This is a genomic window from Streptomyces sp. TAA204, assembly GCF_000424965.1.
The window spans coordinates 275,554-300,503 of sequence record NZ_AUKW01000005.1; the positions used below are offsets into that span (position 1 = coordinate 275,554).

A 24,950-nucleotide genomic window follows, 5' to 3' on the forward strand; every position below is an offset into this window, starting at 1 on the left:
ACCGGGCCCCGCCCGGCGCGAATCGTGGAGTACACCGTGGAGATGCCGCCCGAGATGCCCTTCGACCTCCCGCCGGGCGGCTACGCCCGGGGACTCGACGGGCAGCCTGCCCCGGGCCAGGACGGGGAGCCGGTGCTCTGGGTCGCGCGGTGCGCGGCCCCGGCCGGTACCTGGGCGCTCGCCCGTGCCGCGCACCGCGACACCGGCTGGTGGCCGCTGCTGCTCTCCATGCCGGACCACGAGGTCGGCGGACCCAGCCGCTGGGAGGAAGCGGGTTCGTACCTGCCGGTGCAGGGGGGTGCACCACCCGCGGTCCACGAGGTGGAGGCGTTGCTGGCCCGCTGCTGGCGGCAGAGCACCGATGCCGGGCCGGACGACCACCTCCCCCCGGAGGAGCGACTGGCCGTGACCGCGCCGTACGGAGCCGTCTGGCCCGGCCTCGCCCCGGCTGCCGTGTCCGGCCGGGACCCCGACGCGACGGCTGACCGCTGTGCCCGGGAGCTTGAGGGTTCGCCGTCGGTCCGTCTCGGCCTGGTGCGGGCCGGCTCCGGCCCGCGGGCTCTGGACGCCCTCGGCTGGAACGCCCCGGTGGACCACGGCTTCGGCGCCCAGGAGGTCCCCGCGGTCCTCGCCGACTGGGAACGCCGTTTCGGCACGCGGGTGTTGGGGATCTCCGGCGACACCCTGACGCTGAGCGTCGCCGGCGTACCCGTCGACCGGGAGCAGGCACTGAGGGTGGCCGTCGAGCACTTCTCCCTGTGCCCCGACGCCGTCTGGCAGGGCACGGCCGAGGTGGAGACCCTGGAGGGTTACGCCGACTCCATCGTGGGCGAGGAGACCTGGTCCTTCTGGTGGGACTAGCGCGTTTCGTTCGGACCACCGGGCCGGCCGCACGAAAGTGCTTGCGAGGTGCGGTCCGGCCCGGTGGACGGTTGCGGTCTTCCCGGGGCGGGTGGCGATTCCGCGCCGCCGTGTGGTCTTCCGGCACGGCTGCCCCTGCGCAGCCGTGGCCCTGCCGGTCCGGTCCGCCGGGAGCCGGTCCGCCGGGACGGGATCACAACGGCTCAATCCGCGCCCACTGCACGTCAGTTGACGGCACATCCGGACCGGCGCTCAGATGATCCGAACGAAACAACCTGGCGGGCCGGACTCCGGCCGGGCACCGACTACCCGGCGCGCACTCCGGCCTCCCAGTCCCGCAGCACGGCGAAGTCCCGGGCGCGCAGTCCGCGCCGGGGGCTGACCCAGTGCAGCAGCGCCGGTCCGTCGTGGTGCACGGAGACGTACCGGTGGTCGCTGTCCGTGATGCCGTCGTCCACCCAGGCGAACGGCCGCCCCCGGGCCCACTCGACGATCTGCGGCAGCTTCCAGTGCACGCCGTCGGGGCCGGGGGTGAACAGTTCCCGCCACTCGATGACGGGCAGTTCGGGCAGGCCCAGTACCGGTCCGATGTGCTTGTTGGCGCCGTGCATCCACGTGGTCGCCCATACCAAGTCATAAGGCAGCGCGGCCAGTTGCGGGCCGTGCCCGGGCCTGAGCCACACCCGGAGGGGCGCCACTTGCTCCTCCGGCAGGGGAGCGTGCCGGGCGATCCAGTCGGCGGGCTTGATGCGATGGGTGGTGAAGCCGCGCGGCCGCAGCCGCAACCGCGCGGCGAAGGGATTCAGCGGACCGTCGACATCGAGCAGGAGGAGGGGCGATGTTGACTGCATCGCCCTCATCATGCCTCCTGCTCCCGCCCGTTACGAGAGGGACGGCCCGGGGCGTCAACCGGCGCGGGGCCGCCGTCGCGCTCCGCGGGACGGGCGACGGACGGCGTCCCCGCGCGGTGGAGCCGACCGCCGGCCGGACGGCGTCCCGCACGCCGGCGGAGGTGGACGGGGCGGTGTCAGCGGTGCGTCCTAGACTCGGCCGGGTCCGGATTCGGACCGTATGCCCGCTGCGGGCGTGGTCCGCGCGCAGCACGAGGAGCGGAAGACGGTGGCGCGGATGGGAGGGCCTGCGGAGGTCGGGCTCGCGCGCTGCGCGGTGGTGTTCGTGCCGGGGGAACCGCCTCGGGAGGGCAGGCTCGCCTTCTGGCGCCCGGACGGCGGGCCGCTGCCCGCGCACGCCCCGGGTGGCTCGCACGCCCCCTCCGGTGCGGCAGGTTTCTCCGGTGCGGCAGCTCCGCCCCCCGCGGAGGAGGGCCCGCGTCCGCTGACGGTAGCCCGGCGGCACGGCAGGGGCGCCCGCGCCCGTACGGTTCCCGCGCTGTTTCTGCCCGTCGCCGGCGCGCTGCCGGTGCTGATACGCGCCCGGCATGATCCCGCCGCCCATCCGGCCGCGCGCTGCTGGGGAGCGGCGGCGCTGCACGCTCTCCATCTGCTCGCCCGCGGCCGGCTGCTGCCGGGCCTCGGCAGCGGCGACGTCGACGCGTGGCGGGCCGGACCTCTGGACGAGGCGGACGCCGCACAGCTACGCGCGATCGCCGCGGCCATGCCCGCCGAAGCCCACGCAGTGCCCCTGCCGGGGAGCCTGCCGCTGCGGCTTCCCGCCCCCGAGCGACTGCTGCGCTCGTTCACCGACGCGGTGGCCGACACCCTTCCCCGTACCCCGGCCGCCCCGCACGCGGCGGGCGAGCCCTTCGCCGCTCGCACCCCCCAGCGGCTGCCGGGCGCGCGGGAGTGGTCCGCCGAGGTCGCCGCGGGCATGGACGCGGGCGTACGGATCTCGCTCCGGCTCGACCTGGCGGCCTGCGACGTCTTCGACGCGGGCGCCGCCGGCGGTCCGGACGATCCGGGTGCGCCGGGCGGTGAGCCGGGGGGCCGCGGCGCCGCCGCCGTCGTGCAGGTGCACAGCCTCGCCGACCCGGCCCTCGTCACCGACGCCGTCCAACTGTGGCACGGGGCCGAGCACTTCGGCCCGCGTGCCCGCATCGACACGCTGCTCGCGGTGCGCCGCGCCGCCCGCGTGTGGGAGCCGCTCGGGCGGCTGCTGGAGCGGCCCGAGCCGGACGTACTGCCCCTGGCGGATGACGAGGTGAGCGACCTGCTCGGCCGGGCGGCGAGCCGGCTGGCAGCGGCGGGTGTCGCCGTGCACTGGCCGCGGGAGGTGGCGCGGGAGCTGACCGCCACCGCCGTCGTCCGCCCGGCGCCGGGCTCCGCCACGGACGGTTCCAGCTTCTTCGACGCGGACGGACTTCTGGAGTTCCGCTGGCAGTTGGCCCTCGGCAGCGAGCCGCTGACCGAGGCCGAGATGGACGCGCTGGCCGAGACGCACCGGCCCGTCGTGCGGCTCCGCGGCCAGTGGGTGCTGGTCGATCCCGCCCTCGTGCGCAAGGCCCGCAAACGCCATCTCGGCCTCCTGGACGCGGGAGACGCACTCTCGGCGGCCCTCACCGGAACAGCCAGGGTGGAGGGGGAAGAGGTCGAGGCCGTACCGGTCGGTGCGCTGAAGGCCCTGCGCGACCGCCTCGGCGCCCGACTCCCGCTGCCCGTCCAGCCCGACGGGCTGGACGCCACCCTGCGGAACTACCAGCTGCGCGGTCTCGCCTGGCTGGACCGGATGACCTCACTCGGCCTGGGCGGCTGCCTCGCCGACGACATGGGACTCGGTAAGACGGTCACGCTGATCGCCCTCCATCTGCACCGCGCGCACGCATCGCCCACGCTCGTCATCTGCCCCGCCTCGCTCCTGGGCAACTGGCAGCGGGAGATCGAACGCTTCGCGCCCGGCGTGCACGTACGCCGCTTCCACGGCACCGGCCGCAGCCTCACCGCTCCCGCGGAGAGCGGCGGCTTCGTCCTCACCACCTACGGCACGATGCGCTCCAGCGCCGCCGAACTGGCCGCGCAGAGCTGGGGGCTGGTCGTCGCCGACGAGGCGCAGCACGTGAAGAACCCGCACTCCGCCACGGCGAAGGCCCTGCGCACCCTGCCCGCCCCCGCGCGGATCGCCCTCACCGGCACCCCCGTCGAGAACAACCTCTCCGAACTGTGGGCCCTCCTGGACTGGACGACCCCCGGCCTGCTCGGCCCGCTCGCCGCCTTCCGCTCCAGGCACGCCCGCGCCGTCGAGGGCGGCGAGGACCCGGAGGCGACGGCGCGGCTGGCGCGTCTGGTGAGCCCGTTCCTGCTGCGGCGCAGGAAGTCCGACCCGGGCATCGCCCCCGAGCTGCCGCCCAAGACGGAGACCGACCATCCCGTCGCGCTCACCCGCGAACAGGCCGGGCTGTACGCGGCCGTCGTACGCGAGACGCTCGCCCGGATCGAGGCGTCCGAGGGCATCGCCCGCCGCGGTCTGGTGATGAAGCTCCTGACCGCGCTCAAGCAGATCTGCAACCATCCGGCGCAGTATCTGAACGAGGCCGCGGCCACCGTCGCCGCGGCGGGCCCGGTCCGCTCGGGCAAGCTGGAGCTGCTGGACGAACTGCTGGAGACGATCCTCGCGGAGGACAGCGCCGTGCTGGTCTTCACGCAGTACGTGGCGATGGCCCGCATCATCGAACGCCACCTGCGGCAACGCGGCGTCCCGGCGCAGTTGCTGCACGGGGGCACCCCGGTCACGCGGCGGGAGGAGATGGTGCGCGACTTCCAGGACGGGCGGTCACCGGTGTTCCTGCTGTCGCTGAAGGCGGCCGGCACGGGCCTGAATCTGACCCGCGCCGCACACGTCGTCCACTACGACCGCTGGTGGAACCCCGCCGTCGAGGAGCAGGCCACCGACCGCGCCTACCGCATCGGGCAGACACAGCCCGTGCAGGTCCACCGCATCATCACCGAGGGCACCGTCGAGGAACGCATCGCCCTTCTGCTCGACTCCAAGCGGGAGTTGGCGGACGCGGTGCTGGGCGGCGGCGAGGCGGCGGCCCTGACGGAGATGAGCGACACGGCGCTGGCCGACCTCGTGCGGCTGAGGAGGACGGAATGAGCCCACGGGCCGGTGACGCCGGCAGCGCTCGCGGGAGAAGGGCAGGGGGTGGGGGGCCCGATGTGCCTGTGCGCGATGGGACTGTGCCCGATGCGCCTGTGCCCGATGCGCCTGTGCCCGATGCGCCTGTGCCCGATGAGGCGGGGCCCGTCGGCGCGCGGTCCGGCGGCACCGGACCGGCCGCGTCGGGCCTCAGGGGATCGCCCCGTGGCGGGACGCCGGCACGAAGCCTCCCGCCGGTACCCCCGCGTCCGGGGACCCGCGGGCCCCTCGCGGAATCCTGGTGGGGTCAGGCATGGGTGGGGGCCCTGGAGGAGTCGTCCCTGGACGCTGGACGGCTCTCGCGCGGCCGTACCTACGCGCGCGGCGGCCATGTCGGGACGATCACGGTCGGTCCCGGCCGCATCGCTGCGTCCGTGCGGGGAAGCAGGCCCCGCCCGTACCGCACGGTGATCCGGCTGCGGGTCCTCACCGACGGGGAGTGGACGTCCTTCCTGGACGCGGTCGCGGACCGGCCCGCCCATATCGCCGCCCTGCTGGACAAGCACATGCCGCACGACCTCGTCGGGGCCGCCCGTGCGGCGGGCGTCCGACTGCTGCCCGGCGCCGACGAGATCGACCCGGGCTGCTCCTGCCCGGACGACGGCCGTCCCTGCAAGCACGCCGCCGCCCTGTGCTACCGGACGGCACGGTTCCTGGACGCCGACCCCTTCGTACTGCTGCTTCTGCGCGGGCGCGACGAGGAGGAGATCCTCGACGGACTGGCACGCCGCAACGCCGCGTCCGCCGCACACGGGACGGGCGCCTTCTCCAGGGACGCCGCCCCGGCGGACGCCTCCGCCCGGCAGGACTCCGCCGTCGTCCCGGGCCAGGACACCGGGTGTGGGGCGGCCGGTGTCCTGGCCCGGGACGCGCTGGCCACGTCCGTACGTCCGCCGCTGCCCGACCCCCTCGCGCCGCCCGACGCACCGGGCGAACCGCCGCTGCTGCCCGAACTCCCCGGCGCCCCCGACCCCTCGGACCTCGCCTTCCTGATCACCGACACCGCGAACCGTGCGCACGAGGCCCTCACCGATCCTGACGGCCTCACCGACCTCACGCCCACCAGCGCTTGGCACGACGCGATCCGTCTGGCGGCCGGCCACCCCCGGCTCACCGGCCGCGGCACTCTCTCGGCGCGCTTCGCCCGGCTCGCACGCGGCAGCGGCCACACGGCGGTGGAACTGGCACGGGCCGCCGCCGCCCGGCGGCAGGGCGGGGAGGGGCTGTCCGTCCTGGACGCGCCATGGGATCCGCCCGCCGGCCACTTCGACCGCGCACGCGGTGCGCTGGCCGCCGCCGGTCTCCCCCGCATGTCCGTCAGCCGCAGTCATCTCACCGATCCCGCCCGCACGTACCAGCTCCGCTACGGCAGGGACGGCCGCTGGTACCCGTACCGCAACGAGGCGCGCACGGGCGGCGCGAGGAGCGGCGGCGAAGGCGGCGTCACGGACGACTGGTGGCCGGAGGGCCCCTCGGACACCGACCCCGTCCAGGTGCTGACGGCGCTGATGGACGGGTGGTGAGGGGCGGGCGCCCGGCGGCTTCTTCACCGCCCGCCGTCCGTGGCCTCCCTCACCGCCAGGTCACGCGCATCGCCGTCGTGGCCTCCATCGGCGAGCCGCCCGCCTGCGCCGCGAGGACGCCGGCGCCCTCCGGGCTGCGTGTGTACAGCGGGGCGCCGGTGCTCACTCGGGCGTTCCAGGCGCTGGCGAAGATGCCGGCCAGGCGGCGGTTCTCCGCCAGCGCCGAGGGCACCGCGTGGTGGACGACGGTGTTCGGCGCGGGTCTGCGGCACAGCGCTCGGAAAGCCCCGCCCACGGTCGGCCGGGCCAGCACATGGCGGGGAATCACATAGCGCGGCGAGCCGAGCGGTGAGACCGCCTCGTCGACGGCGGCGGCGAAGAGCGCCGACGCCTCAGCGGGCACACCCTCCAACTCGACGCGGTAGGCGCCTGTTTCGTCCGGTGCGAAGGAGACTGCCGCAGCACCGCGGGGAACCAGTCCCGCTCTGTGCAGGGCGTCCGCTGTCGCCCGCGCGATGAGGACGAGGACCGGGGCCCGCTCCGTGCGCCGCAGGTGCCCCAGGGCCGCGCCGGTGCGGGTCGCGGCCCATGCCGCGCACGTGGCGAGGCCGCCCGACGCGACAGCGAGCGGCCACGGGAGTGTTGTGAGCGGCGCCGCGGCCGTGGCGAGGAGTCCTGTGACGGCCGCAGAGGAGATGACGGGCCCGGAGGGAAGGCGTGCGGGATGCACTCCGTGCGGGGCGGGTACGGCCTCCAGCTCCCGGCCGTCGTCCTCGGAGAGGGCCGCTGCCGCCCCGGCGGCGGTGTGCGGGCCGCGGGGGAGGGTGACGCGCAGGGTGTGTACCAGATCGTCCTCGTAGGGCAGGCCGATGCGCCACCTCGCGCGCACCTCGTCGCGGGAGGCGGCCCGCTGGAGCATCGTGGCGTTGAGCCGGCCGAAGGCGGCGGTGGGCGGCGGGGCGTAGGGCGACAGCTCGGGGTGGACGTGGGAGACACCGACCATGACCTCGCCCGCGTCCGTGAGGCCGAGATAGCCGTCGTGTTTGCGTACGAAGCGGTTCCAGTCGCCGTCGCCGCGCGGGTGCGCGTCCGCGACGCACACCACCGACCAGGTGTTGGCGACCTTGTGCGGACGGTCCGGGTCCAGCCGCAGCGCCCGGCCGCGCGTCTGTACGACGGCGGTGGCCGTCGTGGCTTCCGTGAGGTCGACCAGGGTGTTGACGCGGCGGGCGTCCCAGCCCTCCCCGAGCATTCCGCGGGTACCGATCAGAGCCCGGGTGCCGCCCTCTTCGAAGAAGCGCGTGACCAGCGCCACCCAGCGCCTGCTGGTCCAGCCCGGGCCGCCGGTCACCGCGACGAGCCGCTGTCCGACTTGGGAACCCGCGGAGGTCTGGAGGGTCTCGGGGGGCTGGGTGGTCTCGGCGGTCTCCGTGCCGGTCACCGCTTTCTTCCCGTCCCCCTCCCCGTCCTCCGCGTCCTGCGCGTCCTCCCCGTCCTGCGCGGGGACCGCCGGGGTGCAACCGTTCAACGGCTCGGTTCCCAGAGCCAGTTCGGGCGCTGCCTCCCCGCAGTAGGCGATCAGGCGCCGCGCCGTTCCCGGCGCCGCCGCCACGGTACGTCCCGTCACCAGCAGCGGATCGAGAGCCGCGGTACGGGCGTCCGCCGCCAGCTCCTCCAGGACCAGCCGCGCCGAGCCCGCCTGTGCCTCCAGCACGCCCGTCAGCCGCGCGGGCAGCGTCGCCGTCGCCCGCTCGTGGTCGCAGACGATCACCGCGCGCAGCCCGTCGCCGAGCGCCGCGTCCTCCGCCGCGAGTATCTCCCGCACGGCGTGCGGCTTCGCCGCGCTGCGGGCCAGTACCCGGTCGACCGGGGAGCGGCCGCCGCGAATGCCGCGGGCCGTCAACTGGTGCCCGACGGACGGCAGCGCGGACCTGAGTGCCTCCAGCACCCCGGCGTCGCGATCGGACCCGCTCCGGCGCAGACAGTGCCGTACCCAGTCGTCGAGCAGCCGTACCCAGTCCTCGACGCCGGGAGCGCGGCGGTGCTCCTCGCGGGGACGGGCCCCCTCGGGCAGCGCGAGCAGCTCCGCGTGGTGGAACCGCAGGGCGGCGTCGGCGAGTTCGGGGCGGTCACGTGCGAGACGCGTCCACGGCACCCGCGCGCCGTCGGGGCCTTCGCGGACGACGAAGCGCTCGTCCAGCCAGGACAGGAAGGGCCGGGAGGCGAACTCCGGGTCGAGGAGGCCGGTCGTCAGCTCGGTGAAGCGTTCGGCCTCACCCGCCAGCCAGTCGGTCTCCCCGGGCGTCGGGGTGGTCAGCCAGCACAGCTCCGCGTACGGGGCCAGGTGCCCCTCCCGCACGGCGGCGGGGATCGACGGGCCCTGCACCGCGGGCCCGAACAGCTCCCCGACCAGTTCGGCCTGGGGCGGCGTGAGGCGGTCGGGGGGCGTGGCGGTCAGGCCGATGACTGTGGCCAGGGGAAGCTCACGCAGCAACTCGGCCACCAACTCGCCCCAGGTGTCGAGGAGATGATGGCACTCGTCCAGCAGGAGGGTGAACTTGCCGGTACGGCGCAGTGCTTCGACCAGTTCCAGGCCCTGCGCCCGTAGCCGGTGCAGATGCCGGGTCGCGGGACGGGCCGTCTGCGCTCCGTCCTCGTCGACCTCGGCGTCCGGGTCGAAGGAGGCAAGGGACTGGTAGGTGAGCACGGTGACGGGGGTGCTGAGATCGCGGCGCGTGCCGGCGGGGACGTCCGGTGCCGGCGTGCGCACGTCCGGGCGCGGCAGCGCACCGGACCCGGAGGGCGCGCGGGAGGTGAACGCTCCCCATTCCCGCAGCCATTGGCCCTGAATGGCGGTGTTCGGCGTGAGTACGACGACGGGGTCACCCAGGCGGCGCGCCGCTTCCAGACCGACCAGCGTCTTGCCCGTGCCCGGTGGCAGCACCACCCAGGCCCGGCCACGCCGTTGCTCCCGCGGCTCCAGTTGCTCCTTCCGCTCCGGCGGGGCGTCGCCGCCGGGAGCGACCGCCCGCGCGAGGCGCGTCAGCGCGTCCCGCTGGTGAGTGCGCAGCGGGTACGGCGGGCGGAGGCGTTCCATCGCCTCGGTGGATGAGGGCATCTGCGTACCGTAGGCCGCGCGGTGGCGGCCCCGGGCATCCGGTCCGGCCCGGGACCGTCCGGGAGCCGGTGCCCGCCCGGGGAGGGGCCCGCCCGTCGCGGCGCAGGCCGGAGTCCTGGTCGCTTTCGCCACCAGGACTCCGGCCGCCTTGCGATCGCACGCACCGGACGACGCTCCTCGACGGGCGGATGCACCCTGCCCCTCGCGCCGGCTGTTCGCGAACTATTCGCGGAAGCGGACCAGTTCGTGCAGGGCGGCACCGCGGTCACCGGAGCGCCCGTCGGCGGAGCTGTCCGGACCGAACGGCGAGGGGACCGCGGACCGTGCCGTCTCCGGGCTCAGCGGCTCCGGGTCCGGCAGCGCGTCACAGACCGCGTCCGCTTCGCCGGCCGACTTGCCGCGTGGTACCTCGCCCGTGGCCAGGTAGTCGGCCAGATAGCCGTCGAGGCACTCGTTGCCGCTGAGCGAGATGCCGTGGTTGCCCCCGCCCTCCTCGACGACCAGGCTGGAGCCGCGCAGCTTGCGGTGGACGGACACGGCGCCCTCGTACGGTGTGGCCGCGTCCTCGGTGGCCTGGAAGAGCAGCACGGGCGGGAGCTTCTTGTTCGAAACGTCCGGCGCCTTCTGGGACTTGACCGGCCAGAACGCACAAGGCGCGTTGTACCAGGCGTTGTTCCAGGTCATGAACGGCGCCTTCGCGTGCACCTTCGACATGTCGCGGTGCCAGGTGCCCCAGTCGCGCGGCCAGGACGCGTCGCGGCACTCGACCGCGGTGTAGACGGAGTACCCGTTGTCGCCGCCGGCGTCGACGGAGGCGAAGGCGTCGTACGCCTCGGCCAGCGGCTCCGGGTCGCCGTCGTTGACGTAGGCGGCGAACACCGAGGCCAGATCCGGCCAGTAGCCGTTGAAGTAGCCGCCGGGGATGAAGGTGTCCTCGAGTTCTGCGGCGCCGACCTTCCCGCCCGCGGGGTCGTCGCGGACCTCCTCGCGCATCCTGTACCAGGCTTTCTCCACGGCGGCCGGATCGGTGCCGAGGCCGTACTCCGCGTCGTGTTCGGCGACCCACGCGGTGAACGCCTTGTGGCGGGCGTCGAAGGCGTAGTCCTGGGTGATGTTGCTGTCGTACCAGACGCCGTCCGGGTCGACGACGCTGTCCAGCACGGCACGCCGCACACGGTCGGGGTGGAGCTTGGCGTACACGGCGCCCAGGTAGGTGCCGTAGGAATAGCCGAAGTAGTTGATCTTCTTGCTTCCCAGGGCGCGGCGGATGAGGTCCATGTCCTGCGCGGCGCTCACCGTGTCGATGTGCCGCAGGAGACTCCCGTGCTTCTTCCCGCATGCCTCGGCGAAGCCCTTGGCGCGCTTGATGTTCCTCCGCTCGTCCTTGGCGCTGCGGGGGACGCTGTCGGGACGGACGGGGTCGAAGTAGCCCGGCTCGCAGTCGAGTGCGGGTTCGCTCTCGCCGACGCCGCGTGGGTCGAAGCCGATCACGTCGTACTGCGCGGCCACCTTCTTCGGCAGCGAGCCTGCGACATACCCGGCGAGGGTCAGTCCACTGCCGCCCGGGCCGCCGGGGTTGACCAGAAGCGGGCCCTGGGACTTCGAGGCGGTGTGCTGGATGCGCGAGAGCGCGAGGGAGATCTTCCTGCCGTGGGGGCGCGAGTGGTCGAGCGGGACGCGGACAGTGGAGCACTGCAGCTCCGGATAGCTCTCGGTTCCGCAGTCGGTCCACTTCAGCGATCCGCCCCCGCCCCTGCCGGTACGGTCCGCCTCGCCCGCGCTGTCCGCCGGTGCGGCAGCAGAGGGGGTACCGGCGTTCGCCGACGCCGGTACGGCCGTGAGCACCCCGGCCAGCATCACCACGGCGGCGCTGTGCAGGGCTATGACGCGTCTTCTCATCCGAGCTCCCGTGTGGAGAGAGTCAAGGCCGCACATCCCGCGGCCATACCGCATCGTGCAGCACACGGGCCTCACATGGGACGGTTCCGCGTGAATTCGATTGGCCGGACATCGCGGGGCGTATCCCGTGATGAGGCGCCGAGGCCCTGCAAGAGCGCTGCAACAGCCCATCGCGGTATGCCAGTTCGCGCCGTGGTCAGGCGCTCGCCTAGCCTCCGCCGGTCACTCCCGGGGGGCGTGCGCGGTGTCCGTCTCCGCGCTCGGAAGGTCACCCCCGCCACTCGTCCGTACGGCCTCCCACGCCGCCGCCACCACTGCCTCCAGCTTGCCGCTGTGCGCACCCCGCCAGTACAGCCGCGAGCAGTCCCGGCAGCGCATGAAGGTGTCGTACGTACGGCGCGTGCCCGGCCGCAGCAGTGGAGCGATCTCGGATTTGGCGACGGGCGTGAGCGCGCCGTTGCACGCCACGCAGCGCTTCCACGGGGCGAGGCCGGGAGCGAACCGGTCCAGCACGTCCAGCAGTTGGGCGTCCGGACGGTCGCCCCGTACGTACGCGCCGCACCACAGTGCCCTGCGCAGCAACAGGCCCCGGTCCTGGGTGAGCAGCACGCGGCGCTCGGTGCCTGCCTGCTCCAGCAGCGCGTCGTCCGAGGCGTCGTTGGCGTAGGCGGCGTCGAGCCCGACCAGACGCAGCCGTCTCGCCAGCGCGCCCAGATGCACGTCGAGAACGAAGCGCAGCGGGGCGGGCGCGGCGACGGGCTGGGGACGGTGCGGGGCGTCCACGACGGCCGTGACCGTGCCCCGCGGACGGTACGAGGGGCCCACCCGGCAGCCGTGCACGGTCAGTTCACCCACCTCCGTCAGCGGCACGCCGAGTGACTGGACGACGTGACCCAGAGTGGAGGTCCCGTCGTGAGCGACCTGGACGCTCTCCGCGCGCCGGTGCCCGGCGGCGAGGAAGAAGCGCAGCTCCCCGGCGAAGCGCAGGCCGACCCGCGGCGGTTCGGGTGTCACCGGGCGGGCACGGTCACGGATTCGCCCGCGGCGGCGCGGAGCCGGGCGGCGGCGTCGGACGCACCTCGAAGCCTGTCAGCCCCTGCGGTTCCTCCTCGTGCACCCGCACCTGCTCGACCCGTGCCGCGGAGGGGCCCTCGTGCGTCCAGTCGACGAGCTTGCCGACGGCGCCCGGCTCGCCCTCGAAGACGGCCTCGACGCTGCCGTCCGGCAGGTTGCGCACCCAGCCGCACACTCCGTGGGACGCGGCCGCGCTCCGGCAGGAGTCGCGGAAGAACACGCCCTGCACGGCGCCTGAGACGGTCACGCGCTTGCGGGTCATCGGTGGGCACCTCCGGTGGCACCTGGTCGACGCCAGTGGATCACCGGCCCAGGATACGGACATTGCGGGCAGGTGATCCACCGGGCAGCGCACGCGCGCCGGAGCGGGGCGGTTGAGTACGGCGCCTGAGCAGGAGCGCGGATGTGCGGGCGCCTGCACCGCGCTTGCATGGGGCTCATGGGAAAAGCAGTGACCGCACCCGATACCCGCACACCGCGAGCGTGGATCGGCCCGCTGGTCGCCACCGGGCTGACTCTTTTCGCGGGCTTCTTCGCCCTCGTATTCGTGATGCTCTCCCCGATGGCCTGCGACTCGTGCAGCGAAGCTGATCAGAGACGCTTCGACGCCACCTTCGCGCCCTCGTTCGTCTTCTTCCTGTGCGGCCTGGCGGTCTCCGCCGTACTGCTGCTCGTCAGCTGGATGCTGCCGTGGCGGCAGCGGTACGCCCGGCGCCGCGTCGTGTTGGCTGCCGGCGCGTTCCTCGGCGTCCCCTTCTTCTGCGCTCTCTTCCACGGCTTCGTCGACTGGCCGTCGTAGCGAACCGACGGCTCGTCACGGGGCGTCCAGCGCGACAGGAAGTCGGCCTGTTCGACCCCGCAAACACCGCCCCCTGGCGTACTGACCAGGGACCTCAGTTGATCCACCGGAGAGCCGCCGCGCCCGGCTGAAGGGGGGCCGGCCCGGTCCCGGCCCGGGAGAGCCCGGACTGGGCGGATCGCCCTGCGCTTCGGCGCCAGTCGATAGAGTCACGATCATGAGCGTCGAGGTGGAAGTCGTCCGCGCGCCGACCGACGAGGCAGTCGAAGCAGTCACACGCCTGCTGCCCCAACTCTCGAGCATGGCCGCCGTGCCTGACCACGAGTCGGTGGCCCGGCTGGTGCGCAGTGATGCCAACACTCTGCTGCTGGCACGGACCGGAGGCCGAGCGGTCGGCATGCTGACGCTGATCATGTTTCCGCTGCCGTCGGGGCTGCGGAGCCGCATCGAAGATGTCGTGGTCGACGATGCGGCCCGGGGACACGGTGCCGGAGCGGCGCTGATCGGGGAGGCACTGCGTCTGGCCGAAGAGGCCGGGGCCAGGACCGTCGACCTCACCTCGCGTCCGTCCCGGCAGGCGGCGAACCGGCTGTACGAACGTCTGGGATTCCAGAGCCGTGATTCCCGGGTCTACCGGTTCGTTGTGCGGCCGGGCCGCGGGGCGCCTTAGATGTCGCAGCCCACGCCGTCCCCGTCGCGGTCGAGGTGTTTCGCGTAGCCGGGTTCACCGCGGTGCACCGGCGCGGCGCCGGCGGCCCGGGCCTCGTCACAGTTGCCGTAGTACACGGAGGCGGAGTCATCGGTGCCGGTGCCCGTGCCGGGGTCGGCAGCCGGCGCCTTCGCCGTGACGGTGACCGTGCTCCGTACCTTCACCTTCTTCGTCGCGGTGACGGTGGGAGCCGCCTCCGGCTCCGCCTCGGCCGTTTCGGTGACCGTCGCCGTCGCCGTGGCGCTGGGACGGGGTGCCGTCGCCGACGCCTCGGTCGTGCCCGGTGAATCCGCTGCTCCTGCGCCACCCATGGCGACACCGATGAACCAGCTCAGGAAGAGGGCCGGGATCAGAACGCGTTTGCGCGCCCACCTCGGCCGCGTGGGCGGTAACGGGTGCGGTGGCTGGGGCTGGGGCTGCTGGTTCGGATACATGAGGACCCCTTCGTGATGTGAGGGAGCAAGTGTGTCCCACTCTTGTGGTGTTTGAGGTGAATCAGCGCCAAATAAGTGCGTAAGTAGACCAAGTTGATATCCGGAGTCAGCCGTCGTGGGCTGTGCCCCGGGCCTCGTCAGGAGTTGCCGCAGCGGTCGCGCGACCATGGGGGTGTGCGACTCGAACCGATCACCTGGGAGCGGCTGACCGGGAAACTGGCCGACCGCGTCGTTCAGCAGGCACCGTCCGGCGGCGGTCCGTGGCACCGCGTCGCCCTGGACGGTCCGCCGCCCGTACGTCCGGACGCTCTCGCCGCCCGGCTGGCCGAGGCCCTGCGCGTACGCGGCCGGCAGCCACTCGTCGTCTCCGCCGACGGCTTTCTGCGGGCCGCCTCGCTGCGCTTCGAGTACGGCAAGCAGGACCCCGACGCCTACTACGACCTCTGGTACGACACCGGAGCCCTGTGGCGTGAGGTCTTCGGCCCCCTGGAGCCGGGCGGCGACGGACGCGTTCTGCCGGACCTGCGCCGTCCGGAGGCCGACCGGCCCACCCGCTCCCCGTACGTACTGCTGCCGCCGGGCGGCGTGCTGTTGCTCCACGGCCCGTTCCTGCTCGGGCACTGGTTCCCCTTCGACCTCGCGGTGCATCTGGGGCTCTCCGCCGCCGCGCTGGAGCGGCAGACGCGGGAGGAGGAGCGCTGGAAGCTGCCGGCCTTCGCCCGGTACGCGGACGAGGTCGCCCCCGCGCAGGCCGCCGACGTGTTCGTACGCGCGGAGGACCCGCGCCGCCCGGCCTGGAACGGCGCACAGGACTGAGGGTCCTCCGCGCGGCGGCCAGGTGTCAGCCCCGCGGCACCTGCGGCGTGGCCGCCCCCGTCACGACGGCGGCGAAGCGGCGCGCCAGTTCGTGCCAGATCTCGGTCGACGCGGGCTCGTCCCGTTCCGCCGATCGGATCAACTCCTGGTGATCGAAGCCCAGTTCGCTCAGCTTCCACTCGTCCCAGCCGCGGACGCTCTCCACACTCGCCTCGGGGTGGAACTGCACGCCCCACGCCCGTTCCCCGATCCGGAACGCCTGCACCGGACACCGCTCGCTCTCCGCGAGCCAGCTCGCGCCAGGCGGTAGCCGGGTGATCGCGTCGACGCGGCGCTCGATCGCCGTGGGACGGGTGGGCAGTCCGCGGAAGAGGGGGTCGCCGGCCGCCTCCGTCCGCAGTGTCAGGGCGGTGCTGCCCGCCTCCGGCTTGCCGTGCTCGGCCCGTACGGTGCCGCCCGCGACGTGGGCGAGCAGTTGGGCACCCAGACAGACGCCCAGAACCGGCACATCCGCCTCCAGCGCCTCGCTCATCAGTTCCCGGGCCGGTGCGAGCCACGGCGCGCGGTCGTCGGCGTCGGGCATGAAGCCGCCGCCGAGCACGAGGAGCGCCTGGTGGCCGGCGATGCCGTGCGGCAGCGGGCTCCCGTCGTAGGCGTGCACGACGTCCAGTGCGAGCCCGTTCTCCTCCAGCCACGCACCGAGCCGGCCCGGCCCTCCGCGGGGGGTGTTCTGCACCACGAGCACACGCACTGTCCGCTCCATCTCTCCGTCCACCTCGCCCGGTCGCGATCCCGGGGACAAGGATCTCACCCGTGTGGCGGTAGGTTCCCCCGCATGAGTCACACCGAGGACGAGACGGATGCGCAGGGCACGGCCTCCGTGCTGCCGGGCGGGAGCGGCAGCACGGCGACCTCGGAGGTGCGGCCGGACCGCGTGGGAAGGGTGCGCACCACCTACGCGCCCGACCCCGACGGCGAACCGGACCCCGGCGAGATCATCTGGACGTGGGTGCCCTACGAGGAGAGCGACGGCAGGGGCAAGGACCGGCCGGTCCTGATCGTGGCCCGTGAGGACCGGGGGACTCTGCTCGGCGTGCAGTTGACCTCACGGGAGCGCGAGGGGCACCCGGAGTGGCTGCCGCTCGGCTCGGGCCCCTGGGACCGCACCGGACGGGACTCGTGGGTCGGTACGGGAAGGGTGCTGCGCGTCCATCCGGAGGGGATGCGCCGTGAGGCGTGCGCGCTGGACCGGGCGAGGTTCAACCGCGTCGTGCACAGACTGCAGCAGGTGCACGGTTGGCGGTGAACGCGGGCTGTGGTGAACGCGGTTGGCGGTGAACGCGGGCTGTGGTGAACGCGGTTCGCAGTTCGCTGTGAACCCCTGCCGTGGTCAGCCCCCGGTGGGGGAGGCCGGCGTGGCGGCAGGGCCGGCCCCTCGGACGGGCGGGAGACCGCCGCGGGCTCCGGCGGCTTCCGCACGGGGCGGGCAATCCCGCGCGAACCCGGGTGCGCCCGGACGGTCTTGGCCGAAACGGCGGCACGCGGGCGCCGCTGTCCCTAACATGAGGTCTCCGTATATGTGTTCGCAGAGTGACGATTCTGTGATCACACGCGTTTCCTGGTGGGGATGTCGATGTTCTCAGCCGCGGCAGTGCCTGCGGACGGTTTCACCTACGGGCCGGTCACGCCGGTCCTGGCGTTCGCCATGGCCGCCCTGGGCAGCGCCGTGGGGTTCAGGTGCGCCATGCGGGCCCGTGCCGGTGAACGCCGAGAACAGGCGGGATGGCTGGTGCTGGGGGCCGTCGCGGTCGGAGTCGGCGTATTCACGATGCAGTTCGTCGCGATGATCGGGTTCAGCGTGGGTGAGGCCCAGATCGAGTACGACATGGTCACCACATACGCGACACTCCTGCTCGCCGTCCTCGTCTCCGTGGCCGCGCTCCTCCTGGTGGGACACCGGCGGCCCAACTGGGCGACCGTGCTCGGCGGCGGCACCATCCTGGGCCTGGGCGTCTCCTCCACCCACTACCTGGGCATGACGGGCATGCACGTGGCCGGCGCCGTCCGCTACGACACGCGGCTCGTCGCGGTCTCCGTCGCCGTCGCCGTCGTCGTGGCGACCGTCGCGACATGGTGCGCCACGAAGGCCAAGCACCTCGGTGCGTCACTCGGCGCCGCCATGATCATGGGAACCGCCTTCATCGGCATGCACTACACCGGCATGGCAGCGATGTCCGTACGCCTCTACAGCGACGCCTCCAGCCCGGGAGCCCCCTCCCCGCTGGGCACACTGGCACCGATGCTGATCGTGCCGGTGCTGTTGCTGCTGCTCATCACGCTCTTCGTCAGCCTCGACCCGATGATGGAGCGGGACGGCAGACGGCAGTGGGGAAGTCGCCGCGGTGAGGGGACCGGCGAGAAGCTGGAGTGGACACCGTTCGAGCGCCGGTGACCTGCGCGGCCGCCTCCCCGGCCGCCCGCGTGACCACCGTACGGCGCGAGGAGCGATCACCACGGGCGGAAGGCGGAGTGAGGGCATGGCCACGACGAGCACCGAGAAGCGGCTGGAGACGATGCCGGAGGACTGGCAGCGCGCACTGGCCGTCGTCGCGCACCCCGACGACATGGAGTACGGGGCGGCGGCGGCCGTCGCCGAGTGGACGGCGGCTGGCAAGCAGGTGAGCTACCTCCTCGTCACACGCGGCGAGGCGGGCATCGACAACCTCGAACCCGGGGAGTGCGCCCGGGTGAGGGAGAAGGAGCAGCGGGCGAGCGCCCGTGCCGTGGGTGTCACCTCGCTGGAGTTCCTGGACCACCGGGACGGCGTGATCGAGGAAGGGGTGCCGCTGCGCCGGGACGTCGCCGCGGTCCTGCGCAGGAGCCGGCCGGAGCTCGTCATCACGCTCAACCACCGGGAGACCTGGGGCGGGCGTGCCTGGAACACGCCGGACCACCGAGTCGTGGGAAGGGCCGTGCTCGACGCCGTCGGTGACGCCGGGAACCGCTGGATCTTCCCGGAGCAGCTCTCCTCCGGCGACCTCGCACCCTGGGGCGGGGTGCGGTGGGTCGCCGTCGCCGGTGCCTCGGACCCGACGCACGCCGTGCCGGTGGGGGAGGAGGCCAAACGGCGGGCCGTGGCTTCGCTGGCCGAGCACCGGGCGTACATCAGCGCGCTGAGCGAGGAACCGGTGGAGGAGTACGCGCGCGGCATCGTCGAGTGGGGCGTGGGCATGGGCGCGGAGCGGTACGGCGGCCGGGACTGCGTCGCCTTCGAGCTGTACCCGCGGTGATTGCGGGGCGCGAGCACCCCGCGCGGGGGCGGCCGGGCCCGCGCCTGCGCTCTGTCTGCGTGTCCTGCGCGCTCTGCTGCCTGTGAGCGTCTGCCGCCGTCTGCCTACGTGCGCCGTGTCAGACCGGCAAGGAGCAGCACCACCACCGGTACGAGCAGTGTCGCTGCCAGCGCGCTGAGCCAGCCGTAGCCCGCCTGGGCGACGACCAGTCCGGACAGGGCGCCGCCCGCCCCCGCCGCCGCGTTCATGACGAGATCGGACAGGCCCTGTACAGCGGCGCGGGCGGGCTGCGGCACGGAGTCCGTCAGCAGCGCCGAACCCGAGACGAGACCCGCCGACCAGCCCAGGCCGAGCAGGAAGAGCCCGACCGCCGACTGGACGTGCGATCCGTCCGCGGTGCCCGCGAGGGCCGCCGCGCACGCGAGCAGCACCACGGCACCGGAGATGACGACGAGCCGTCCGAAGCGGTCGGCGAGCCAGCCCATGACCGGCGAGAACGCGTACATGCCGACGATGTGTGCGCTGATGACCAGGCCGATCAGCTCGATGCCCGCACCGTGGTGGCCGAGGTCCACGGGCGTCATCACCATGATCGAGACCATGGTGGTGTGCGCGGCGGCGATCGTGACCAGCGCCAGACGGGCGTGGGAGCAGGCGGTGACGGCGGCGAAGCCGGCGCGCAGCGAACGCTCCTCCTTCTCGGAGGACTTGTCCGCCGCCGTCTCCCCGGCGCCCTCCGCGGGGTCCGCGGGGGGATCCGCCGCGGCCAGCGCACGCGCCGTCAGCAGCGGGTCGGGACGCAGCAGCAGATGCATCAGGGCGGCGGTCACGAGGAAGACGGCAGTCCCCCACACGAACGCCCCCGCTGTCGGGGGGATGCCCAGTCCGGCGACGCTTCGTCCGGCGGGCGCGGCGATGTTCGGGCCGAGGACGGCGCCGATCGTGGTCGCCCACACCACGAAGGAGATGGCCCGCGCCCGTTGCCCGGCCTCGGCGAGGTCGGCGGCGGCGTACCGGGCCTGGAGGTTGGCGTTGCTCGCCGCCCCGAAGGCCGTCATGCCGATCAGCAGCAGCGGGAAGTTGCCCAGCACGGCTCCGACGACGACGACCGTGCCGCCGGCGGCTCCTATGAGGTAGGCGGCGGTGAGGCCGGTGCGGCGTCCACGGGCCGCCATCAGGGAGGCGAGGGGGAGGGAGAGCAGTGCCGTCCCGATGACGGACGAGGTCGAGGCGAGGCCGGACAGCGCCTCGGAGCCGCTGATCTCCTTGGCCAGTACCGCCGCGAGCGTGACGGCGGTGGCCACGCCGAGACCGCCGAGCATCTGCCCGATCGCCAGTACGGCCGTGGTGCGGCGGCGAAGCGCGGCCAGCTCCGGCCCGTACGGGGGTGCGGAGAGTTCCGGCCGTATCCGTCCGCGAGCTGCGGGGCGGCCGTGGGGGCCGGTGCCTCCGGGCGTACTGACGCCGCCGGGCAGCTCCGCGCCGCCGGGCAGTGCGGACGCGGCGGGGGAGCCGGCCGCGGCGCCGGTGCCGCCGGGGCCGGTGTCAGGAGTGTCGGCGGGGTTGTCGGTGTCGGTCACGTGTGCAGTCTGCCAGCGGTGGTGCGGGTCCTCCACGGAGTAACCGGCCCTCAGAACAAGGGCTGCGGCAACAGCCCCTCAAGTGCCAGCAGTTCACGCTTGGTCTCCCTGCCGCCGCCGAACCCGCCCAGGCCGCCGCCGCTCTCCACGACGCGGTGGCAGGGGACGACCACCGGCAGCGGATTCGAACCCATCGCCACCCCCACGGCACGTGAGGCGCCCGGCTCGCCGACCCGCCGGGCGAGATCCTGATATCCGGCGGTGGTGCCGAACGGTACGGACGTGAAGAGCTCCCGCAGCACCCGCTCGTTGAAGCCGCCGGTCAGCGACCAGTCCAGCGGGACGGTGAAGACGCGCAGGTCTCCACGGAAGTAGGAGACGAGCTCCGCGTCCGCCAGCGCGAGCGCACGGTGTGCGGACGGGGGAGGGGACGCGGATGCGGCTGCCGCAGCGGCGTCGGCGCCGGCATGGACCGGGGGTGCTCCGAGACGGGCGGTGAGCCGCGAAAGGGCCCGGTCGGCCGCAGCGGCGTCGGCGTGGAAGACGACGTTGGCCAGGCCCTCGTCGGTGGCGGCGAGCAGCAGGGGGCCGACAGGGGTCTCCCGCAGTGTCCAGATGCTGGTGCGGGCTGCCGTACTCGCCGGAGTCTCATTCATGCGGGCACCCTAGAGGCACCCTCTGACAAGGGCCCCTGGTCCCGGGCGGGCCCGGGACGGCCGTCCTCGTCAGCCGTGCGGTCGCACGGACGGGGAGCAGGGGAGGGGTGGGGAGAGAGGCCGGGTGGGGGTCCGGCCGTGCCTGTGGCGGAGAGCTCCGCCAGGGGAAACGTTCAGCCTCGCGTCGCGTCCCGCACGACGTCCGGGTAGTTGGAGATGATCCCGTCCACGCCGGCCTTGTCGACCGTGCGGGCCGTGGAGGCGTCGTTCACCGTCCAGGTGAAGACCTCCATCCGCTTCCCGAGCGGCCCCTTGCGCGCGTGCACGGCCTTGACGTAGTCCTTCGTCGCCGCCCGGTGGGTCGGGTTGATCTGGTCGGTGAACTTCGCGTACGAGTCCAGTTCGGAGACCTTGGGATTGCCCAGGAACCCGGTCTTGACCGCCGGGTTCAGGGTGTGGGTCGTCCTGACCGATGTGGCGTTGAAGCTCTGGATGATGAGCTTGTCCTTCATGTGCTCGCTGTCCAGCCAGCCGTTGCCGGCCAGCTCCTTGAGCGTCTGGCTCTCGATGCCCGGGTAGATCTCGGGGGACTTCAGCTCCAGGAGCAGCCGCTGGTCGTTCTCCGTGAGCTTCTCCAGGAACTGCTCCAGGGTGGGGACTTTTTCACCCTTGTAGTCGTCGCTGAACCAGCTTCCGGCGTCCAGACGGCCGATCTCCGCGGCCGTGAAGTCGGAGACGTTCCAGGGCGAGCGGTCGGGGAAGACCTGCTCGGCGTCGGTCGTCCTGGCGAGTGTCGTGTCGTGCATGACGACGAGTTCGCCGTCCTTGGTGCGCTGTACGTCGTTCTCCACCCAGTCGAAGCCGAGGCTGTCGGCCTTCTCGGCGGCGCTGAGGGTGTTCTCCGGCGCGTAACCGGAAGCTCCTCGGTGGGCGACCGTCACGGGCGGGCGGTCGTTCTTCTCCTGCTGGGGAGCCGCGTGGGCCACCGGGCTCGCGGTGAGGGTGAGCGCGGACACTCCCAGCAGCACGCCGGTTGCGGCAGCTACGGCACGGCGCATCGACATTCGGGACTCCTCGCGTTCGTGCGAACACTGTCAGCCAGGAGCATTCCCGTTGTGCGATACACGGAAGCAGAAGCGGAATGGCGTGAGTGTAAACGGGCCGCGACTGTTCGTGGTCACTGTCCGCAGCCGTTGTCAGCGGCGGGTCGTACCGTTGTCGGCATGCGGCCCCATACCCAGATCGAACGCACCGTGGCGCCCTTCGAGGTCGTCAGCGACTACCGGCCCAGCGGTGACCAGCCCACCGCTATCGCCGATCTGGCGCGGCGCGTCAGCGGTGGTGAGAAGGACGTCGTGCTGCTCGGCGCGACGGGCACCGGCAAGTCCGCGACCACCGCGTGGATGATCGAGAAGCTCCAGCGGCCCACGCTGGTGATGGCACCGAACAAGACTCTGGCCGCGCAGCTGGCGAACGAGTTCCGCGAGCTCCTCCCGAACAACGCGGTGGAGTACTTCGTCTCGTACTACGACTACTACCAGCCCGAGGCGTACGTCCCCCAGACGGACACCTACATCGAGAAGGACTCCTCCATCAACGAGGAGGTCGAGCGGCTGCGCCACAGCTCCACGAACTCACTGCTGACACGGCGCGACGTGGTTGTCGTAGCCTCGGTCTCCTGCATCTACGGTCTGGGCACCCCGCAGGAGTACGTCGACAGGATGGTGCCGCTCAGGGTCGGCCAGGAGATCGACAGGGACGATCTGCTGCGCCGCTTCGTCGAGGTGCAGTACACGCGCAACGACATGTCCTTCACGCGGGGGACCTTCCGCGTGCGGGGCGACACGATCGAGATCTTCCCCGTGTACGAGGAGCTGGCGGTCCGCATCGAGATGTTCGGTGACGAGATCGAGGCGCTCTCCACGCTCCACCCCCTCACCGGCGAGGTCATCTCGGACGACGAGCACCTCTACGTCTTCCCCGCCTCCCACTACGTGGCGGGCCCGGAGCGCATGGAGCGGGCCATCGCGGGCATCGAGGCCGAGCTGGAGGAGCAGCTCGCCTCGATGGAGAAGCAGGGAAAGCTGCTGGAGGCGCAGCGGCTGCGGATGCGCACCACCTACGACATCGAGATGATGCGCCAGATCGGCACCTGCTCCGGCATCGAGAACTACTCCCGCCACATCGACGGCCGTGAGCCCGGCACCGCCCCCCACACCCTTCTCGACTTCTTCCCCGACGACTTCCTGCTCGTCATCGACGAGTCGCACCAGACGGTCCCGCAGATCGGCGCGATGTACGAGGGCGACGCGGCGCGGAAGCGGACGCTGGTCGAGCACGGCTTCCGGCTGCCGTCGGCGATCGACAACAGGCCGCTGAAGTGGGAGGAGTTCCTGGAGCGGATCGACCAGACCGTCTATCTCTCGGCCACCCCCGGGTCCTACGAGCTCTCCCGAGGAGACGGCCATGTGGAGCAGGTGATCCGTCCGACCGGGCTCGTCGACCCGGAGGTGGTGGTCAAACCGACCGAGGGCCAGATCGACGACCTGGTGCACGAGATCAGGACCCGCTCGGAGAAGGACGAGAGAGTCCTGGTCACGACGCTCACCAAGAAGATGGCGGAGGACCTGACCGAGTACTTCCTGGAGCTGGGCATCCAGGTCCGCTATCTGCACAGCGACGTGGACACGCTGCGCCGGGTGGAGCTGCTGCGGGAGCTGCGGTCGGGGGAGTTCGACGTGCTCGTCGGGATCAACCTGCTCCGCGAGGGCCTGGACCTGCCCGAGGTGTCGCTCGTGGCCATTCTCGACGCCGACAAGGAGGGCTTCCTGCGCTCGGGCACCTCCCTGATCCAGACGATCGGGCGTGCGGCGCGCAACGTCTCCGGTCAGGTGCACATGTACGCGGACAAGGTCACTCCGGCCATGGAGAAGGCCATCGACGAGACCAACCGCCGCCGCGAGAAGCAGATCGCCTACAACACGGAGCACGGCCTCGACCCGGAGCCGCTGCGCAAGAAGATCGGCGACATCGTGGCCGACATCGCCCGCGAGGACATCGACACCGAGCAGCTCCTCGGCTCCGGCTACCGGCAGGAGAAGAAGGGCGGCGGCGAGCGTACGGGCAAGGGCAGGGCCCCCACTCCCGCCAAGCCGGCGGGAGGCAGGGCGGCGCGTGGCGGCACCGAGGTGCTCACCGACCGTCCTGCCGCCGAACTGGCCGAGACCATCGAGGAGATGACGCAGCGGATGCGGGCTGCGGCGGCGGAGCTGCAGTTCGAGGTGGCCGCACGGCTGCGGGACGAGGTGTCGGAGCTGAAGAAGGAGCTGCGGCAGATGAAGGAGGCGGGGCTGAAGTAGCCCCTGTTGCGGCGGAGAGGGGGGCGGTCGCGGAGTGTTGCAGGAGCGACACAAAGGTGACTGCTCTGACCGGCGGCTTCGCGTGAATGCGTAGGCTGCGGAGTGTGACGGTCATCGGGAGCGACGGTGGCGGCGGAAAGTCGAGAGGGGACTCACGTGTCGGTGAACTTGTCCAAGGGACAGGCCATCAGTCTGGAGAAGAGCGACGGGGGCGCCCTGTCGGCGGTGCGGATGGGGCTCGGATGGAAGGCCGCTCCGCGCCGCGGGCTGTTCGGAAAGCGCAGCAAGGAGATCGACCTCGACGCCTCCGCCGTGCTCTTCGCCGGCAAGGAGCCGAAGGACGTGGTCTTCTTCCGTCACCTCGTCAGCGACGACGGCTCGGTCAGGCACACCGGTGACAACCTCGTCGGCGGTGCCGGTCAGGGAGGTGACGACGAGGCCATCATGGTGGACCTCCAGCGCGTCCCGGTCCACATCGACCAGATCGTCTTCACGGTCAACTCCTTCACCGGGCAGACCTTCGCCGAGGTGGAGAACGCCTTCTGCCGTCTCGTCGACGAGTCCAACGGCCAGGAGCTGGCGCGCTACACGCTCACCGGCGGCGGCCAGTACACCGCCCAGATCATGGCCAAGGTGCACCGGCAGGGCAACGGCTGGCAGATGACCGCGGTGGGCGCGCCGACCAACGGCCGTACGTTCCAGGACCTGATGCCCGCGATGGTGCCGCACCTCTGACGCGGGGG

Annotated in this window: 21 protein-coding genes; 11 read left to right on the forward strand and 10 right to left on the reverse strand. The window is 72.6% G+C overall.

What is annotated here, in order from left to right; all coding sequences use genetic code 11:
* Window positions 1–42: 42 nt before the first annotated feature.
* On the forward strand, window positions 43–861 hold the full coding sequence (locus tag H343_RS30240) for a DUF4253 domain-containing protein (RefSeq protein ID WP_486586887.1): 819 nt from the start codon (window positions 43–45) through the stop codon (window positions 859–861).
* Between the two features lie 305 nt (window positions 862–1,166).
* Here the strand turns inward: H343_RS30240 and H343_RS0112040 are convergent, their stop codons facing one another.
* Complete coding sequence (locus H343_RS0112040; RefSeq protein WP_028431351.1) at window positions 1,167–1,712, reverse strand: hypothetical protein; 546 nt, start codon at window positions 1,710–1,712, stop codon at window positions 1,167–1,169.
* 277 nt (window positions 1,713–1,989) lie between these two features.
* Here H343_RS0112040 and H343_RS0112045 point away from each other — a divergent pair, with 277 nt between their 5' ends.
* Window positions 1,990–4,908: a DEAD/DEAH box helicase gene (locus H343_RS0112045; protein ID WP_028431352.1), complete on the forward strand. Its 2,919-nt coding sequence runs from the start codon at window positions 1,990–1,992 to the stop codon at window positions 4,906–4,908.
* Window positions 4,909–5,207: 299 nt separating this feature from the next.
* Window positions 5,208–6,473, forward strand: coding sequence for an SWIM zinc finger family protein (locus tag H343_RS30245; protein WP_486586879.1), 1,266 nt, complete (start codon window positions 5,208–5,210; stop codon window positions 6,471–6,473).
* Window positions 6,474–6,522: 49 nt separating this feature from the next.
* On the opposite strand, the gene H343_RS35575 is transcribed toward H343_RS30245, so the two are convergent.
* From H343_RS35575 to H343_RS0112070, 4 genes are all read right to left on the reverse strand, one after another.
* Window positions 6,523–9,591, reverse strand: coding sequence for a DEAD/DEAH box helicase family protein (locus H343_RS35575; protein WP_051265040.1), 3,069 nt, complete (start codon window positions 9,589–9,591; stop codon window positions 6,523–6,525).
* A 222-nt stretch (window positions 9,592–9,813) separates the two neighbouring features.
* Window positions 9,814–11,490: an alpha/beta hydrolase gene (locus tag H343_RS0112060; RefSeq protein WP_028431353.1), complete on the reverse strand. Its 1,677-nt coding sequence runs from the start codon at window positions 11,488–11,490 to the stop codon at window positions 9,814–9,816.
* A 222-nt stretch (window positions 11,491–11,712) separates the two neighbouring features.
* Complete coding sequence (locus tag H343_RS30255; RefSeq protein ID WP_078505459.1) at window positions 11,713–12,504, reverse strand: Mut7-C RNAse domain-containing protein; 792 nt, start codon at window positions 12,502–12,504, stop codon at window positions 11,713–11,715.
* A 13-nt stretch (window positions 12,505–12,517) separates the two neighbouring features.
* Complete coding sequence (locus tag H343_RS0112070; protein ID WP_028431354.1) at window positions 12,518–12,826, reverse strand: acylphosphatase; 309 nt, start codon at window positions 12,824–12,826, stop codon at window positions 12,518–12,520.
* Window positions 12,827–13,015: 189 nt separating this feature from the next.
* Between H343_RS0112070 and H343_RS30260 the strand changes: the two genes are divergently transcribed.
* Together H343_RS30260 and H343_RS0112080 are read left to right on the forward strand one after the other, a co-directional pair.
* Window positions 13,016–13,363: a hypothetical protein gene (locus H343_RS30260; protein WP_037903560.1), complete on the forward strand. Its 348-nt coding sequence runs from the start codon at window positions 13,016–13,018 to the stop codon at window positions 13,361–13,363.
* Window positions 13,364–13,580: 217 nt separating this feature from the next.
* Window positions 13,581–14,033 carry a GNAT family N-acetyltransferase gene (locus tag H343_RS0112080; protein WP_028431355.1) on the forward strand — a complete coding sequence of 151 codons (453 nt, stop codon included), beginning with the start codon at window positions 13,581–13,583 and terminating at the stop codon, window positions 14,031–14,033.
* Here the strand turns inward: H343_RS0112080 and H343_RS0112085 are convergent.
* Window positions 14,030–14,506, reverse strand: coding sequence for an excalibur calcium-binding domain-containing protein (locus H343_RS0112085; protein WP_037903467.1), 477 nt, complete (start codon window positions 14,504–14,506; stop codon window positions 14,030–14,032). The genes H343_RS0112080 and H343_RS0112085 overlap by 4 nt on opposite strands.
* 174 nt (window positions 14,507–14,680) lie before the next feature.
* On the opposite strand from H343_RS0112085, the gene H343_RS0112090 reads away from it, so the two are divergent.
* The gene (locus tag H343_RS0112090; protein WP_028431357.1) at window positions 14,681–15,322 is read left to right on the forward strand and encodes a uridine kinase; all 642 of its coding nucleotides are present in this window, start codon (window positions 14,681–14,683) and stop codon (window positions 15,320–15,322) included.
* Between the two features lie 25 nt (window positions 15,323–15,347).
* Here H343_RS0112090 and H343_RS0112095 read toward each other — a convergent pair whose 3' ends face one another.
* A complete protein-coding gene (locus H343_RS0112095; RefSeq protein WP_028431358.1) occupies window positions 15,348–16,085 on the reverse strand; it encodes a type 1 glutamine amidotransferase in 738 nt (245 codons plus the stop codon).
* Between the two features lie 72 nt (window positions 16,086–16,157).
* Here H343_RS0112095 and H343_RS0112100 point away from each other — a divergent pair, with 72 nt between their 5' ends.
* The 3 genes from H343_RS0112100 (at window position 16,158) to H343_RS0112110 (ending at window position 18,612) form a co-directional block, all read left to right on the forward strand.
* Complete coding sequence (locus H343_RS0112100) at window positions 16,158–16,628, forward strand: type II toxin-antitoxin system PemK/MazF family toxin (protein WP_199778915.1); 471 nt, start codon at window positions 16,158–16,160, stop codon at window positions 16,626–16,628.
* A 321-nt stretch (window positions 16,629–16,949) separates the two neighbouring features.
* A complete protein-coding gene (locus H343_RS0112105) occupies window positions 16,950–17,774 on the forward strand; it encodes an MHYT domain-containing protein (RefSeq protein ID WP_486586880.1) in 825 nt (274 codons plus the stop codon).
* Window positions 17,775–17,859: 85 nt separating this feature from the next.
* The gene (locus tag H343_RS0112110; RefSeq protein WP_028431361.1) at window positions 17,860–18,612 is read left to right on the forward strand and encodes a PIG-L deacetylase family protein; all 753 of its coding nucleotides are present in this window, start codon (window positions 17,860–17,862) and stop codon (window positions 18,610–18,612) included.
* Between the two features lie 104 nt (window positions 18,613–18,716).
* Here H343_RS0112110 and H343_RS0112115 read toward each other — a convergent pair whose 3' ends face one another.
* From H343_RS0112115 to H343_RS0112125, 3 genes are all read right to left on the reverse strand, one after another.
* The gene (locus H343_RS0112115) at window positions 18,717–20,021 is read right to left on the reverse strand and encodes an MFS transporter (protein ID WP_037903562.1); all 1,305 of its coding nucleotides are present in this window, start codon (window positions 20,019–20,021) and stop codon (window positions 18,717–18,719) included.
* 221 nt (window positions 20,022–20,242) lie between these two features.
* Window positions 20,243–20,848, reverse strand: a complete 606-nt coding sequence (locus H343_RS0112120; protein WP_028431363.1) for a methylated-DNA--[protein]-cysteine S-methyltransferase — start codon at window positions 20,846–20,848, stop codon at window positions 20,243–20,245.
* 173 nt (window positions 20,849–21,021) lie between these two features.
* Complete coding sequence (locus H343_RS0112125) at window positions 21,022–21,912, reverse strand: glycerophosphodiester phosphodiesterase family protein (RefSeq protein WP_028431364.1); 891 nt, start codon at window positions 21,910–21,912, stop codon at window positions 21,022–21,024.
* 159 nt (window positions 21,913–22,071) lie between these two features.
* Here H343_RS0112125 and uvrB point away from each other — a divergent pair, with 159 nt between their 5' ends.
* Entirely contained in the window at window positions 22,072–24,207 is a 2,136-nt protein-coding gene (gene uvrB / locus H343_RS0112130) for an excinuclease ABC subunit UvrB (RefSeq protein WP_028431365.1), read from the forward strand.
* Window positions 24,208–24,363: 156 nt separating this feature from the next.
* Window positions 24,364–24,942 carry a TerD family protein gene (locus tag H343_RS0112135; protein WP_028431366.1) on the forward strand — a complete coding sequence of 193 codons (579 nt, stop codon included), beginning with the start codon at window positions 24,364–24,366 and terminating at the stop codon, window positions 24,940–24,942.
* The last annotated feature ends 8 nt before the right edge of the window (window positions 24,943–24,950 follow it).

What these genes read in the sequence shown, in the direction of transcription:
- H343_RS0112105 (WP_486586880.1), top strand. Translation starts at nt 16,950, where the DNA reads ATGTCGATGTTCTCAGCCGCGGCAGTGCCTGCGGACGGTTTCACCTAC.
- H343_RS0112100 (WP_199778915.1), top strand. Translation starts at nt 16,158, where the DNA reads ATGAGTCACACCGAGGACGAGACGGATGCGCAGGGCACGGCCTCCGTG.
- H343_RS30240 (WP_486586887.1), top strand. Translation starts at nt 43, where the DNA reads ATGCCGCCCGAGATGCCCTTCGACCTCCCGCCGGGCGGCTACGCCCGG.
- H343_RS0112095 (WP_028431358.1), bottom strand. Translation starts at nt 16,085, where the DNA reads ATGGAGCGGACAGTGCGTGTGCTCGTGGTGCAGAACACCCCCCGCGGA.
- H343_RS0112085 (WP_037903467.1), bottom strand. Translation starts at nt 14,506, where the DNA reads ATGTATCCGAACCAGCAGCCCCAGCCCCAGCCACCGCACCCGTTACCG.
- H343_RS0112120 (WP_028431363.1), bottom strand. Translation starts at nt 20,848, where the DNA reads ATGAATGAGACTCCGGCGAGTACGGCAGCCCGCACCAGCATCTGGACA.
- H343_RS0112060 (WP_028431353.1), bottom strand. Translation starts at nt 11,490, where the DNA reads ATGAGAAGACGCGTCATAGCCCTGCACAGCGCCGCCGTGGTGATGCTG.
- H343_RS0112070 (WP_028431354.1), bottom strand. Translation starts at nt 12,826, where the DNA reads ATGACCCGCAAGCGCGTGACCGTCTCAGGCGCCGTGCAGGGCGTGTTC.
- H343_RS0112125 (WP_028431364.1), bottom strand. Translation starts at nt 21,912, where the DNA reads ATGTCGATGCGCCGTGCCGTAGCTGCCGCAACCGGCGTGCTGCTGGGA.
- H343_RS0112080 (WP_028431355.1), top strand. Translation starts at nt 13,581, where the DNA reads ATGAGCGTCGAGGTGGAAGTCGTCCGCGCGCCGACCGACGAGGCAGTC.
- H343_RS0112110 (WP_028431361.1), top strand. Translation starts at nt 17,860, where the DNA reads ATGGCCACGACGAGCACCGAGAAGCGGCTGGAGACGATGCCGGAGGAC.
- H343_RS35575 (WP_051265040.1), bottom strand. Translation starts at nt 9,591, where the DNA reads ATGCCCTCATCCACCGAGGCGATGGAACGCCTCCGCCCGCCGTACCCG.
- uvrB (WP_028431365.1), top strand. Translation starts at nt 22,072, where the DNA reads ATGCGGCCCCATACCCAGATCGAACGCACCGTGGCGCCCTTCGAGGTC.
- H343_RS0112045 (WP_028431352.1), top strand. Translation starts at nt 1,990, where the DNA reads ATGGGAGGGCCTGCGGAGGTCGGGCTCGCGCGCTGCGCGGTGGTGTTC.
- H343_RS0112040 (WP_028431351.1), bottom strand. Translation starts at nt 1,712, where the DNA reads ATGCAGTCAACATCGCCCCTCCTCCTGCTCGATGTCGACGGTCCGCTG.